This is a genomic window from Fibrobacter sp. UBA7003, from assembly GCA_002449765.1.
Taxonomy (GTDB): domain Bacteria; phylum Fibrobacterota; class Fibrobacteria; order Fibrobacterales; family Fibrobacteraceae; genus Fibrobacter.
Genome location: DJXN01000010.1, coordinates 223,934 through 238,385, shown reverse-complemented (window position 1 = coordinate 238,385; position 14,452 = coordinate 223,934). Strand labels below are relative to the sequence as shown.

11 protein-coding genes are annotated in these 14,452 nt (G+C 52.3%); 6 read left to right on the top strand and 5 right to left on the bottom strand.

The annotated features are described in order from the left end of the window. Positions 1–38 precede the first annotated feature (38 nt). Together B2952_RS07625 and B2952_RS07620 are read right to left on the bottom strand one after the other, a co-directional pair. Positions 39–1,181, bottom strand: a complete 1,143-nt coding sequence (locus tag B2952_RS07625; RefSeq protein ID WP_290734521.1) for an LEPR-XLL domain-containing protein — start codon at positions 1,179–1,181, stop codon at positions 39–41. A 116-nt stretch (positions 1,182–1,297) separates the two neighbouring features. Beyond that, on the bottom strand, positions 1,298–2,005 hold the full coding sequence (locus B2952_RS07620) for an FISUMP domain-containing protein (protein ID WP_290781564.1): 708 nt from the start codon (positions 2,003–2,005) through the stop codon (positions 1,298–1,300). Between B2952_RS07620 and B2952_RS07615 the strand changes: the two genes are divergently transcribed. Both B2952_RS07615 and B2952_RS07610 read left to right on the top strand, forming a co-directional pair. Then, complete coding sequence (locus tag B2952_RS07615) at positions 1,944–2,450, top strand: hypothetical protein (protein WP_290734829.1); 507 nt, start codon at positions 1,944–1,946, stop codon at positions 2,448–2,450. The genes B2952_RS07620 and B2952_RS07615 overlap by 62 nt on opposite strands. A gap of 311 nt (positions 2,451–2,761) precedes the next feature. Beyond that, positions 2,762–3,745, top strand: coding sequence for a diaminopimelate dehydrogenase (locus B2952_RS07610; protein ID WP_088658211.1), 984 nt, complete (start codon positions 2,762–2,764; stop codon positions 3,743–3,745). 183 nt (positions 3,746–3,928) lie between these two features. Here the strand turns inward: B2952_RS07610 and B2952_RS07605 are convergent, their stop codons facing one another. Together B2952_RS07605 and dnaA are read right to left on the bottom strand one after the other, a co-directional pair. After that, complete coding sequence (locus tag B2952_RS07605; protein ID WP_290730147.1) at positions 3,929–4,996, bottom strand: CapA family protein; 1,068 nt, start codon at positions 4,994–4,996, stop codon at positions 3,929–3,931. Positions 4,997–5,006: 10 nt separating this feature from the next. Then, on the bottom strand, positions 5,007–6,335 hold the full coding sequence (gene dnaA, locus B2952_RS07600; RefSeq protein ID WP_290734525.1) for a chromosomal replication initiator protein DnaA: 1,329 nt from the start codon (positions 6,333–6,335) through the stop codon (positions 5,007–5,009). A gap of 198 nt (positions 6,336–6,533) precedes the next feature. Here dnaA and B2952_RS07595 point away from each other — a divergent pair, with 198 nt between their 5' ends. Then, complete coding sequence (locus B2952_RS07595) at positions 6,534–7,946, top strand: glycine--tRNA ligase (protein ID WP_072978530.1); 1,413 nt, start codon at positions 6,534–6,536, stop codon at positions 7,944–7,946. An 87-nt stretch (positions 7,947–8,033) separates the two neighbouring features. Here the strand turns inward: B2952_RS07595 and metK are convergent, their stop codons facing one another. Further along, positions 8,034–9,224: a methionine adenosyltransferase gene (gene metK, locus B2952_RS07590; RefSeq protein ID WP_290734528.1), complete on the bottom strand. Its 1,191-nt coding sequence runs from the start codon at positions 9,222–9,224 to the stop codon at positions 8,034–8,036. 183 nt (positions 9,225–9,407) lie between these two features. Between metK and B2952_RS07585 the strand changes: the two genes are divergently transcribed. From B2952_RS07585 to B2952_RS07575, 3 genes are all read left to right on the top strand, one after another. Next, complete coding sequence (locus B2952_RS07585; RefSeq protein WP_290730159.1) at positions 9,408–10,169, top strand: Nif3-like dinuclear metal center hexameric protein; 762 nt, start codon at positions 9,408–9,410, stop codon at positions 10,167–10,169. A 212-nt stretch (positions 10,170–10,381) separates the two neighbouring features. After that, positions 10,382–14,170: an InlB B-repeat-containing protein gene (locus B2952_RS07580; protein WP_290781559.1), complete on the top strand. Its 3,789-nt coding sequence runs from the start codon at positions 10,382–10,384 to the stop codon at positions 14,168–14,170. A 138-nt stretch (positions 14,171–14,308) separates the two neighbouring features. Continuing rightward, positions 14,309–14,449, top strand: coding sequence for a hypothetical protein (locus tag B2952_RS07575; protein ID WP_290734532.1), 141 nt, complete (start codon positions 14,309–14,311; stop codon positions 14,447–14,449). Positions 14,450–14,452 lie beyond the last annotated feature (3 nt).

The window sequence follows — 14,452 nt, the reverse complement described above, 5'->3', positions numbered from 1 at the left end:
AAAAATGGACTTTTTCGGGGTGCTTGGGCGCGGGGTGGTCAAGGAAACGGGTGCCCTTCCTGGACAAAAGACAATTCGGACACCCCAGAAGGAAGATCACCTATGTTATTATTAAGGGCCGATACCAAGTCTTCTATCTTTACTGATTCAACAGCCTTGAGCACCGTACCCAGAGAAAAATCCTTATTCAGCTTGAATTCCGGGACCTGGACATCGAGTTCGCCATCGTTGGTCGACACTTTCAAAACGCCCTCATCGGCCACATAGAACGGGAGATTGGCGATTTCGTCCACCTTGAATTCCAGGTCCACATTCTTGGTCACACCTTCGTCGGGCGTGTAACTGAGGCTCAAGTCCGGACTAGGTTCGTCGGCAGATTCGATCTCAGAAACAGAAAGGTTCATGAACTTGGCGCTGGCACCGGGAATATCGACGGAGACTTCAAGCTTGTCCACCTGCGGTGCAGAGATTTCGGCATCGTCTGCGCTATCGAGAAGAGAACCGCTCCCGTCCTTGTCCAGTTCGACAGAAACAGAAGCCTGGGCAGTAGCAGAAAGATTGGCAGCACCGTCCACAGACACCTTGCCCCAGGAACCGAGATCGACGCCGAGGTTTTCAAGCGACTTGGTCTCGGAAAGGTCGATGCCGACCGTAAGCTTGGAGCCTTCCGCAGAGAACGTGAGTCCCTTGTACTCTTCGCCCTGCTCGCTTTCCAGGAAATTCTTCACGTAGGTGTCCACCAGTTCCGAAAGGCTCAGTTTGCTAATAGGGTCAACACCTTCTGCAAGGTTGGCATTCGCCTGCTCGATGGCCGTGTGGGCCATATCCAATGATTGAGCAAGCACATCGTTTACTTTATCCGCAATAGTCGTTTTCAGGGTATCGACGCTTTCGCCAAACAGCGTGGTAAAGGAGCCGGCGTATTCGCCGAGGCCAAGCTTCGAAGCGTCGAAGCCATCGATGGAATCCACCGCGGCAGAGACCTGCTCCCCAATGTTACCGGAAATAGATTCAATCTGCTCCGCATAGTCATTCAAGTGCTCTGCGTCAAATCCAGAATCGGCATCCATCATCAGGCGCGGTTCGAGGGATTCGATCTTGTAATTGTTGCGGGTGAACTTTTTTGCCTTGGAAGCAGATTTCTTGGTGTTCTTGTTGTTGGACTTAACGTTCTTGGACATGATTTTGGCCTTTTTTAGTTAAAACTTTTCGTGTGGAATTCGTGAAAAATTCCGTTTAAGGTAAAACAACTACAGCGCACCTCGGGGTGCGTTGTTATCATTTTCAAAAATTTTGATTATTCTTCTAGCTTAGTACAGCGGACAGAGAATCCAAAAACTTTTTCATCTCCATCACTTGCTTGCGGAGCATGATCCGTTGTCGAAGATATATACCCATTACGCACATACAAATTTTCATCATACTCGTGTTCTTGTGGATAAAACCAATAAATAGTCTGTTTTAACCGTTCAACCCCCCCCTTTTTGGTTCTCTTGCCGGCGCCGGTCAGCGAGAAACCGCTGCTGTTCGTTCCACTGAAACCATATGTGGAGCGCATTCCCTTGACACCATCATCATTCCCTTCAGCATTTATGACAATGACATAGTCGTTAAAATTAAACAGCCTCCAGCCATCAGGGCAGATTCCTTGGTGATTTTCCTGAATAAGGTCGGCACAGCTTTCGGTATTGCAGCGGCTCGGCAACTGCATCATCTCGGCCCACTGGTAAAGGCCACCGAACTCGTCGCACTTGGTGGTATCATTATTGTAGCAGTAGCGTTCAATCTTGGAATCATTGTTCTGGTCGTTTTCGCCAGGCACCATTTCACCGATATTCAAGTTTTCAGCCATCACAGTCACCGAAGCAACCTCACGCACAGTATCTGTACCCGTTATTGTTATATAGTAATAACTACGGCCATTACGCGGATCCGTAAAAGTTTTGTATCTATCCTCACCTATACGCCAAGCACCAGCCAATGTTTGGGAGTGGTCAAACGGCACATACTCGCTGCTGCTCGACAGATCCTCGACCGGAGCCGAGGATGACGAGCGCACGCTGCTGCTCGATTTTGCAGAACTGCTGCTCGATTTCGCTGAACTACTCGAAGCAATGCTGCTACTTGATTTCACCGAGCTGCTACTCGACTTCGCACTTGAACTCGATTTTGCAGAGCTGCTCGACTTCGGTGCAACGCTGGAAGAAGACGACTTCGCATTGACACTCGAAGAGGACTTCGCGCTGGACGAAGAGTTTGACTTTACCGAGCTGCTGCTTGCATCGTCGCAGTCCTCGCAGACGCTCGACGAGGAATCTTCCCCGGGCCGCACGAAACTGCTCTCGTCGTCATCACAGGCGGCAAGCGCAAGCGTCAATGCAAGAGCAAACACAAGACGCACAGATCCTCGCCTGCACGAGGATGACTGCAGAAATGCGGTTACCACATGACCAAATGGTGCTTTTCTATCGATAGACATACTCTTCGTTCCTTCTATCCCAAAAAATAGTAAAAATTTTGAACAAATTCCTCCGTGTCTACGCATTCCGGGGGTTGCCGCGCCCGCACGAGGGGGTGACGGAAGACTCGCCTTGGACCCTATCGCTGTGCTCCAGGGTGACAGAAGGGCGAGGCTGCAGCCAGGGGGAGGCGTCCCCCTTTACTCCCTATAATTTTTACATGAATTTCTTTCGTCTTTCGTCTATCGTCTTTCGTCTAATGCTATATTTTCTACGCAAAAATTTTTAACAAGGATATTGTTATGGCAAAGATTGCTATTCTCGGTTACGGTAACCTGGGTCGCGGTGTAGAATGCGCCGTGAAGCAGGCTCCGGATATGGAACTGGTCGCCGTTTTCACGCGTCGTGACCCCGCTACGGTCAAGATCCAGACGGCGGGCGTTCCGGTGCTGAACGTCTCTGAAATGGAAGCCTGGAAAGGCAAGGTGGACCTGCTCATCATCTGTGGCGGCTCCGCTACGGACCTGCCGGTGCTCACCCCGAAGTACGCCGCTATGTTCAACGTGATCGACTCCTTCGACACGCACGCCAAGATTCCGCAGCACTTCGCTGCCGTCGACGCTGCCGCCAAGGCCGCCGGCAACATCGCGATGATTTCTGTGGGCTGGGACCCGGGCATGTTCAGCCTGAACCGCGTGTATGCCCAGTCCATCCTTCCGGAAGGCAAGGACTACACGTTCTGGGGCAAGGGCGTTTCCCAGGGCCACAGCGACGCTGTCCGCCGCATCAAGGGCGTGAAGAACGCGAAGCAGTACACCTGCCCGGTGGAAGCCGCTCTCGAAGCTGTGCGTAGCGGTTCCATGCCGGAACTCACCACCCGCCAGAAGCACACGCGCCTCGTTTACGTGGTGGCCGAAGAAGGTGCCGACAAGGCCTATATCGAAAACGCCATCAAGACGATGCCGAACTACTTCGACGAATACGACACCACGGTCAACTTCATCAGCGAAGAAGAATTCAACAAGAACCACAGCGGGCTCGCTCACGGCGGTTTTGTGATTCGTACCGGCAAAACCGGCATGAACTTGGAACACACCCACGTGATTGAATACAGCCTGAAGCTCGATTCCAACCCGGAATTCACGACGAGCGTTCTCGTGGCTTACGCCCGTGCCGCTCTCCGCATGAAGGCTAACGGAGTGACCGGTTGCAAGACCGTTCTCGACGTTCCGCCTGCATACCTCAGCACGCTCAGCGACGAAGATTTGCGCGCACACTGCCTGTAATCGATTTAGATCCCCACCTTGGTGGCCATGCGCACTAAGCACTAAAGTGCTAAGTGCTGTCCGCCTGCCTGCGCGGGGATGACAACCGTGAAAATCGGTGATGACAATCGTAAAAAATTGCCTCGGACTTTGGTCCGGGGCTTTTTGTATAGGCGTGTCGCGCTTTGCTATTGCTAACCGCGGCTACTTGAGCGTTATCTTTCCGTCGTCGGCAATCTGGATGGGGGATTCGGGAATGTCCTGTTCGGTGAGTTCCTTCATGAGCTTGATGCAGGCGCCCTTGTCGTCGCGGTTGGGCTTGCGATCTCCGTTGTTGCCCTTCTGGATGAACGAGTAGATTTGTCCTTCCTTGAAGTCGCCGGTCTTCTTGTCGATGGTAATCTTCACGATGGGGGCGTATCCCGTGACGCCCTGGATGTTTACGCTGGTGGAGGTCGCGAAGTTCCCGAGGCTGTAGGCGATGAACTTGCCCTTGTAGAGGTCGATGGCGCGAGGCACGTGCGGGCCGTGGCCGAATACGATGTCTGCTCCGGCATCGATGGCGAGGCGCGCGAACTGGTAGGGGTTGCCGCGGTTGTCGCCCAGGAATGTTTCCGATTCGCGGGTAATATGCGTGTACTTGGAACCTTCGGCTCCGATATGCATCGTGGCGATGACGATGTCGGAGGAGTCGCGCAGGAGGGCGATGGTCTTCTTCGCCTTTTCTGTATCGAATACGGTGAGGGTGCCGCTGCTCACGGAGAACGAGGCGAAGCCGTAGCGCACGCCGTTCAGTTCAAGGATCTTGTATTCGCAGCTCTTCTCGAATCCTGCATAGGCGAGCTTCGCTTCGTCGAGGGCGCGCTGCGTGCAGATTCTGCCTTCGCTGCCGAAGTCGCCGGAATGGTTGTTCGAGACGCTGACGTAGTCGAATCCCGCGTCGAGCAGGTGGCGCGTGTAGTTCTCGGGGGAGCGGAAGCAGTAGCAGTTGCCGGACTTCTTGGTGGAGCGGCAGCAGGGCTTCGGGAGCCCGCCCTTGTTCATGAGCACGCCTTCGAGGTTTCCCGTGGTGAGGTCGGCATCCCTCAGGATGTCCTTCACTTCGGAGAACACGAGCTCGCCGTCCTGCTTGGGGAGTACGGTTTTTTCTTCGGGGAAGTTGAGGCCCATCATGATGTCGCCGACGCCGATGACGGTAAGCGTTTCGGGTTCGGCAAAAGCTGCCATTGCGCTCATCGCAAGGCAGATTCCGGTGGCTTTGAATAAATTCATCTTGATTCCGTTAGTCGTGGATGAAATTCTTGAGGCCTTCGATGAGGCGTGCGAAAGCGGCGTCCGTCTCCATCTCCTTCTTCACGCTCTTGATGGCGTGGACGACGGTGGAGTGGTCCTTGCCGCCGAAGCGCGAACCGATGCTCTGGAGGCTGATGGAGGAACATTCGCGCATGAGGTACATCGCGACCTGGCGCGCCTTCGAGATTTCCTTGGTGCCGCGCCCGGGCTCGGTGAGCTTGGATTCGGGCACCTCGTAATGCTGCGAGACGGCGTGGAGCACGGCGTCGAGGCTTACTCGGCGGCGGAGCGTGGGCGCGATTTCGGCGGCCACTTTCTGCGCAATGCTCATGTCGATATCGTGGTTCATGAGGCTCGACTGCAGCGTGAGCTTGATGATGGCGCTTTCGAGGCAGCGGACGTTGCTCGCAATCTTCTCGGCGAGGAAATGCAGCACGTCGTCGCTGATTTCGAGGTGGCGTTCTTCGGCCTTCTTGTGGAGGATGGCTTCGCGTGTTTCGACGTCGGGCGGCTGGATGTCCACGGTGAGGCCCCAGGCGAAGCGGCTGACGAGGCGGTCGGAGAGGTTCTTCACTTCGCCCGCCGGCGCGTCGGAGGTAAGTACGATCTGTTTGCCCGCCTGGTGCAGCGCGTTGAAAATCAGGAAGAACTCGTTCTGCGTCTCGTACTTGCCCGTCCAGTTCTGGATGTCGTCGATGAGGAGGATGTCGACCTCGTTGCGGTAGAAGTCGCTCATCTCGGTGACGCGGCCTTCGCGCAGGCACTTCATGTACTGCTGCGAGAAGTCCTCGCTGGTGAGGTAGCAGACGCGTTTGGTCGGGTCTTCTTCGAGGATGTAGTTGCCGATGGCCTGCAGGAGGTGCGTCTTGCCGAGTCCCGATGATCCGTAGATGAACAGCGGATTGTACTGCGTGCCGTCGGGGTTTTTCGCGACGGCGATGGCCGCGTTGAATGCGAGCTGCGCCTTGTCGCCGGGCACGAAGTTCTCGAAGCGGAAGCTCCCCGAAAGCGGGACGCTCGGCTTGAGGAAGTCCTTGAAACTGTTGTCACTAGGGGCTTGTGCGGGCTGCAGTGCGATTTCTTGCGGCTGGAACTCGAACTCCATGGGCGTGTCCAGGTGCGTCGCGTCCTTCCATCCGAGCTTGATGAGTTCTTTGTAGGCAGAGTAGACCTTGGTGTCCAGTCCGGGCGGCACGGAAATCACTGTGTGTCCGGCAGTCTGGTTCACCAGCTTTGTCTGTGCGAAATAAGTCTTGAAGACGGAATCGGAGAGCATTCCGCGCAAGTAGTTCAGGCATCTTTCCCAGTCGATCTGCATAAATATTCTATTCCTTGTCCGTGAGGGGCGGACATCATAAATCTATCAACAAGTAGGCCTATAAATCTAGTAAAAAAGAGTAAAATGTTGATAAGGTAGAGGAAAAGTCCTCAAAAAAACTATATTTGACCCCCGTCAGGGCCTATCATCCAGGTAGGTTCCTAGTCCGGCTTGATTTAGCTGATAAAGGATTACATAATGGCAAAGAAAGTTCAGGATGCCCTCAAGGACATCATTTCCCTCTGCAAGCGCCGCGGTTTCATTTTCCCCGGCTCCGAAATTTACGACGGCCTCGCCAACACTTGGGACTACGGTCCGTATGGCGTGGAACTGAAGCGCAACATCAAGAACCTCTGGTGGAAGAAGTTCGTCACGAGCCGCCAGGATGTGCTCGGTCTCGACAGTTCTATTCTCTTGAACCCCCGCGTTTGGAAGGCCTCCGGCCACGTGGGCAACTTCTCTGACCCGCTGGTGGACTGCCTCGCTTGCCACGAACGTTTCCGTGCTGACCAACTTTTGGAAGACAAGCTCGGCGAAGGCTGCTGCGCCGGCAAGAACTTTGACGAAGTCCACCAGATGATGATGGACAACAAGATTGAATGCCCGACCTGCGGCAAGACCGACTGGACCAAGCCCCGCGCATTCAACCTGATGTTCCAGACCGAAATCGGCGTGATCGAAGGTGAAGGCAACAAGGTTTACCTCCGTCCGGAAACCGCCCAGGGTATCTTCGTGGACTTCAAGAACATTGTCGATAATGTCCGCCCGCGCATCCCGTTCGGTGTGGGCCAGATCGGTAAGAGCTTCCGTAACGAAATCACTCCGGGTAACTTCATCTTCCGTACCCGCGAATTCGAACAGATGGAACTGGAATTCTTCTGCGAACCGGGCACCGAACTGGAATGGTACAACTTCTGGCGCAAGTACTGCTTCGACTGGCTCGTGAACGACCTGGGCGTGAACAAGGAAAAGCTCCGCCTCCGCGAACATGCCAAGGAAGAACTTTCTCACTATTCCAACGGCACCACCGACGTGGAATACGAATTCCCGTTCGGTTGGGGCGAACTTTGGGGTATCGCAAGCCGTACGAACTACGACTTGACGCAGCACCAGAACGAATCCAAGGTCAAGCAGGAATACATCGACCCGGTGCAGAACAAGCGTTATATTCCGTACGTGGTGGAACCGTCTCTCGGTGTGGAACGTTTGCTCCTCGTGCTTCTCTGCGACGCTTACGAAGTCGAAAAGCTCGAAAACGACGAACGTACCGTGCTCCACTTCGACCCGAAGATTGCTCCGGTGAAGGTCGCCGTGCTCCCGCTCGTGAAGAAGGGCCAGGTGAAGGCCAAGGCCGAAGAACTCTACCAGAAGCTCCTCAACCGTTGGAACGTGGAATACGACGAAACGCAGTCCATCGGTAAGCGTTACCGCCGTCAGGACGAACTCGGCACGCCGTTCTGCGTGACCGTCGACTTCGATACGGTGGGCGAGGGTGAATCCGACCCGGCAAAGCTCGGCTACGTGACCGTCCGCGAACGCGACTCCATGAAGCAGGAACTGGTAAAGATTGACGAACTCGAAGCTTACCTGTCCGCCAAGCTCGGTTGTTAATAGCGTTTGTCCGTAACGGATAAATGAAAAGAGCGCTCCCGGTTCGGGAGCGCTCTTTCGTATGTCGTTTTCTGCGGCTTCGCAGGATTAGATCTTCGCGGCCTTCTTGAGTGCTGCGGCCTTGTCCGTCTTTTCCCACGTGAAGCGCTTGCCGGTGCGGCCAAAATGGCCGAGCGCGGCGGTCTCCACGTAGCCGGGCTTCCTCAGGTCGAGCATCTTCTCGATGCCTGCCGGGGAAAGGTCGAAGTTCTTCGCGACGATTTCTTCGATCTTGCGATCGCCAATCTTACCGGTACCGAAGGTGTTCACGAGCACGGACACGGGCTTGCTGTAACCGATGGCGTAGGCGAGCTGGACTTCGCAACGGTAGGCGAGGCCTGCAGCCACAATGTTCTTCGCTACGTAGCGGGCAGCGTATGCTGCACTGCGGTCCACCTTGGAGGGGTCCTTGCCGCTGAATGCGCCACCGCCATGGCGGCCCATGCCGCCGTAGGTGTCCACGATAATCTTGCGTCCGGTGAGGCCGCAGTCGCCGTGCGGGCCGCCCACGACGAACTTGCCGGTCGGGTTCACGAGGTAGCGGGTCTTCTTGTCGAGGAGCTTGGCCGGGATGACCTTCTTGATGAGCTTCTCGATGATTTCCTTTTCGATCACGGCGTGCTTGAGTTCCTTGCCGTTCACGAATTCATCGTGCTGGGTAGAAATCACGACGGTGTCCACGCGTACGGGCTTGTCGTTCTCGTCGTATTCCACAGTCACCTGCGACTTGGCGTCCGGGCGCAGCCACTTGATCTTGCCCTGTTCGCGGAGTTCCTGGATCTTTTCCATGAGCTTGTGGGCGAGGCTGATCGGGAGGGGCATCAGTTCCGGCGTCTCGTTCACGGCGTAACCGAACATCATGCCCTGGTCACCGGCGCCCTGCTTGTCATCCTTCTTGCCGTCGGCGGCCTTGGCATCCACGCCCTGCGCGATGTCGGGGGACTGCTTGTCCATCGCGACGAGCACGGCGCAGCCCTTGTAGTCGAACTGCAGGTCGGGGTTCACGTAGCCGATATTCTTGATGGTGTTGCGGGCGACTTCCTGGAAATCGACGTTCGCCTTGGTGGTGATTTCGCCGGAAATCACGACGAGGCCCGTGTTCACGAGCGTTTCGCAGGCCACGCGGCTCTTCGGGTCCTGTGCGAGGCAGGCGTCGAGGATGGAATCGGAAATCTGGTCGGCAACCTTGTCCGGGTGTCCCTTGGACACGGATTCAGAGGTAAATAGATAGTGTGCCATTGCTGGGCTCCTTTGTTAACAGCACCGAAAAGAAAGTCGCATTTTTGAGCTTCCCCAAGCGCTGAAAAAACGTTTTTTGGTTTTCTATGCATAAATGTACAAAAACGCATAAGGTTTGACAACTCCGGACGGGCGGGTGAGGTTCGGTTCGGTCATTTTTCTCTTTTTTGCTATTTTCTGGGTATGAACATATCTGATTTTTCCGGCTGGCTGAACGACCTTCTTGAACCGCACGCGTTCAAGGACTACTGTGTGGATGGCCTCTGCGTGGAGGCGTCCGACAAGGTGACCAAAATCGTGACGGGAGTATCCTTCCGTGACAGGCTTATCGATGCGGCAATCGAGGAACATGCGGACTGCATTATTGTCCACCACCCGAACGGGTTCTGGCAGGGCGAGAACCGCGTGCTCGTGGGCAAGTTCGGCGAGCGCATGCGCCGCCTGATGCAGAACGGCATCTCGCTTTACGGCTACCACCTGCCGCTCGACGGCCACATGGAAATCGGGAACAACGTGCTTATAGCCCGTGCGCTCGGCCTCGAGAAGCTCGAAGGGTTTATGCGCGAGGGCGAACGTACCGTGGGCGTCGTGGGGGAGTTTGCCGAGCCTGTTTCCCGCGAGGGCTTTGTGGACCTTGCGTGCGGAGTGTTCGAGCACGGGGTTCAGCACAGCCTCCTTTACGGCAGCGAGATGGTCCGGAAGGTAGCCATCTGCAGCGGTTCGGGCGCTAGCGGCATCGAGGAGGCTATCTCGCTCGGCTGTGACGCCTTTGTCACGGGCGACATCAAGGAAGCCGTGCCCATCGCCGTCGAGGAACTCGGTTTCAACCTGATTTCGGCGGGCCACCACCGCACCGAGATTTTCGGCGTCCGGGCGCTGGCTGCGAAAATCGAAAACGAGCTCAAGATTCCCGCCATGTTTGTCGACATCGACAACGAAATCTAGCGGGTCCGCCCCCCAAAAAAAGAGGGAATGTGAATTCCGACCGGGCAGGTAGGGAATTTGACCTAAATCACATGTCTGGCAAGGGATTGGACCGTAAAAAGGCTTTTGCGCGTGATGATTCTCACACGCCTTCTTTTTGATGTTGTTATTTTTCTTAAAATTATTATATCTTTACAAATATTTGCTAAATTTGAGCAAAAATGGAGGTTTTTATGCCTTTTGTAAATAAATTTAAAATTTTAGTTTGTACGGCCTGCCTGATGCTTGTGGGGCAGGGGTTTGCTGTCGAAAAATGGACGGATGTGGCGGTTCAGCCAGGTCAGGATGGTGGCTATTACATCATCAACAATGAACAAGAATTGGCCTGGATTGCTTTAAATACAATGAACAAAGAGTCCACTTATAAAATTAAGCTGAATGCGGATTTGAATTTGAAGGGCAAGTTATGGCTCCCCATTGGTGCAGGGCATGGCGGAAATGGCTTTAAGGGTGAATTTCTTGGCCAGGGACATTCTATTAGCAACGTTTATATAAAGAGTGATGAACTGCTTAGTGCTTACAACGACAATTGTTTGGCTCAAAATCTTGGTTTCTTTGGAATAAATGGTGGTGGAACAATCAAAGATTTTAACTTGAAAAATGTCGATATATATGCAACGAATAGTCATATTAATGGTTGTGGCAATGAAATATCCGTTGGTGGCCTTGTCGGTTGGAAAACACCGGGAGGGAGTGTTATTGAAAAAGTCGTTGTTTCCGGAGAAATTTATACTAGCGGAAAAGGCCAGGGTGTGGGTGGATTGATTGGAAATGCCCATAGCAGCAGGATATCGAATAGCGTCAGCATGGTAAATATCACTGCCGATGGCGATAGTGCCTTTGTTGGTGGAATTGTTGGCCTCGTGAAAAACAATGAGGTTAAAATAGATTCTTGTGTCTATGCAGGCAATGTTTTGGAAAGCAATGGCAATGGCGGTGCCGTAGGTGCTGTTGCGGGACGAGTATACAAAAGTAATGCCAATGCGAATATGAATGAAGTCTATTATGATGTTGATCTTTTTGGTGAGGAGCCAGTAGGCGTTGTAGGTCCTAAGGGACAGGGCGGTAAAACCACTGGAGAGGCATCTCCCGTCCCCGACCTCAATAACGAAGAAGTTATCTGTATGTTGAACAAAGGAACGCTTGATGCAAATGGTGAATGTGATAAGCAGGAACCATGGTCGGTTGGCGGACAGAATATATCGTGGAATGGTTCTGATGGATTTAAGGTGACTTTTGACGCCGATGGTGGTACTTTCCCTGAAAATTCGAAGACTTACAAGATGTTGTCTAATGGCAATACTATAACTGCAGACGAAATTGCTTTGCCTACGAAGGATGGTGCTGCGTTTGCAGGCTGGTCTTTGTCAAAAGGGGCTTCGGAACCCGCTCCTGATCTTGGTGTTGCAACGAAACCGACACGTGTTTATGCAGTCTGGAATCCTATATATACAATTACGTTTGATGCTAATGGAGGAAGTTTCCCCGATGATGGTTCCCTGAAAAAAGAAAAAAAGGTTGCAAAGGGCGATGTGATTACGGTCGAGGGAATTGGAAATTTGCCGGAATCCTACTGCAAGGTTTCTTCCACCTTCGGTTGCGATGTTACGATGTTTTTTACTGGTTGGTCTTTCAAATCGAATCCCTCTACAGAAAGTGAAATTGTCGATTTGAATAATTTGGACGTTTTTGCTTCCAAAGACACAACGCTTTATGCTGTGTGGACCAGTGTGGAAACCTATACTGTAACCTTTAACGCTGGTGGGCATGGAAAAACCAAGGTAAATTTTGTTCGTGTTGGTGCGGGGGAGACCATTACAAAGACTGTAGATCCTTCGGCTGATATAGGCTATCAATTTGGTGGCTGGTTCACAGAAGATAGCATTTTATTTGAGTTTGAAACTACGCCTATTACGAAAAGCATTATTCTGTATGCTCATTGGACTCCTGTAGATTATACCATCACATATATGTTGGAAGATGGTACAAATGATTCAGAGAATCCTGAGACGTACAATATAGAAACCCCCACATTTGAGTTTGCAGCCCCGACGAGGGAAGGTTATACCTTTGAAAAATGGTACTATGATGAAAATTTCTCTAGCCCTGCAACACAGATTACGCAGGGAACTACCAGCGGTCCAAAAACTCTTTATGCGAAATGGATTCCTAATATCTATACCATAACGTATCGTGCAGGTTCTGTTGGACAGGGAACCGTTCTGCCGAGCAAAAAAGAACATGGCGAAGCAATCGATCTTAAACTTATTAATGCAGGCTTTAGTCGCAATGGTTATACCCAGACAGGTTGGACTACGACTGATGGTGGAGAAAAAGTTTATGAATCAGGAGAGTCATACACAGAAAACCATGATTTGGAACTTTTCCCGACGTGGAGTGACCCAATCGTTTACTCGATTACCTATGTGTGTGATGGATGCATTAATGATCCGGCAAATAAGTCTGAATATACTATTGAAACGTCAACCTTTAGCGTGAAATTTAAAAATCTTACGCCTCCTGATGGTTACAAGATGGTGGGGTGGTTCTCTGCTACGGACTATAAAACCAAAGTTGAACAAATCAAAAAAGGTTCCTTTGGTGATACGACATTGTATGCCAAGTTGAACAAGATATACAAGATCACTTATGTAGGAACGGATAAACCTCGTTGTGATACTTTGTATACTGTTGATGATGCTATTACATTAAGGAATCCTGCAGACAGTGCTGGTTACACCTTCGGCGGCTGGTTTACTAACGCAAACTTCGAAGGCGATGTCGTGACAGGTATTGTCAAGGGCTCTACGGGCGATACGACCTTCTACGCTAAATGGGAACCGGTTCCGTACACGATTACATACAATATAGATGGCGAACCTGTTGAATTGACTCCGAATACATATACTGCTGAAGCTGTTGTGGCCCTTCCTGAGCCGACCAAGGATGGCTATGAATTTGATGGCTGGTATGGCAACGCTGAATATACCGGAGAGAAGGTTATATCGATTGAAGCTGCTTCTACCGGCGATACGACCTTCTACGCAAAGTGGAACAAAGTCTATCCGTTCCTCGTGAACGACTTCGGCGCCATCAAGGTCTACGAAGACGAAAACGGGAAGCTGACGGCGGTGCTTGACGGTGCTTCCTCGGGCTCGGTTGACGCTATCACGGCCGAACAAAATGTTCGTGTAGATGCCATCAGCTTCAGCAGGACTTTCCCGGTGAACGAGACCGAATCGGATATGAAGTTCTCGACGATTGTCCTGCCCTTTACAGTTGACTGGAATATGATCTCTGGGGCTGTTTTCTATGAATTCGTGGATGTCAACCTCGAAAAGCACCAGGTGTCCTTCTGCCCGGCTGCTGACGAGAACCACACCCAGCTTATCGCGAATACGCCCTACATTGTCCGTGCGACCTCCCAAAACATCTCGTTCAACCTGAACGGCGAAAAGGTTCTGCTGAATACGACCGAGACGAACAATCCGGTAAGCGGGACCGCCACCAAGTGGATGTTCAAGGGGATGTACGAATACAAGAAGTGGAACGAGGGGGACGAGGAACTAGGCTCAGTTTATGGCTATACCGCCAATGCGATAAACAACCTTGCCGCGGGTCAGTTTGCAAAGAGTGCGGCGGGCGCATTTATCCGTCCTTTCCGCGCCTACTTGCTCAAGATGAACGCCCAGCAGGGTAACAGGCTTGCTTTCCCGCTGAAGAAATCCAGCACGTCACTCGACAGGGCTTCCATCGACGAGGATTCTGTCCCGGGCACTCTGGATGTCGTGATTGTCGAACGCGAGACGGGTGAAACGACTGCCATCGGCACCCTCGACACGAGAACCGGTGAAATCAAGTTTATCGACAGCTGGTTCGATATGAAGGGCCGCAAGCTCAACGCCAAGCCAACCACCAAGGGAATTTACTATTATAACGGTAAACGAGTAATCGTAAGGTAATGATGAATAAAAAAAGGAAATATGTTGCGCCTCGAATGAAGGTTGTCGCTGTTGCCCATCGGGCAAGGCTCCTGAGTGATAGCGATCCTGAAACGTTTGAAGTCATCATTGTTCCTAGACCTTAAAAAAGAGGAACTCATGAAAAAAGAATACATCGCTCCGGAAATGGAAACTGTTGATCTGAAAAACAAGGGCAATCTCATTCTTTGTGGTAGCCCTGATCCCGAAAATCCTGGTGAAATGGGCTTTGCCCCGTTCAAACAGGATCCGTTAGCTTAATTT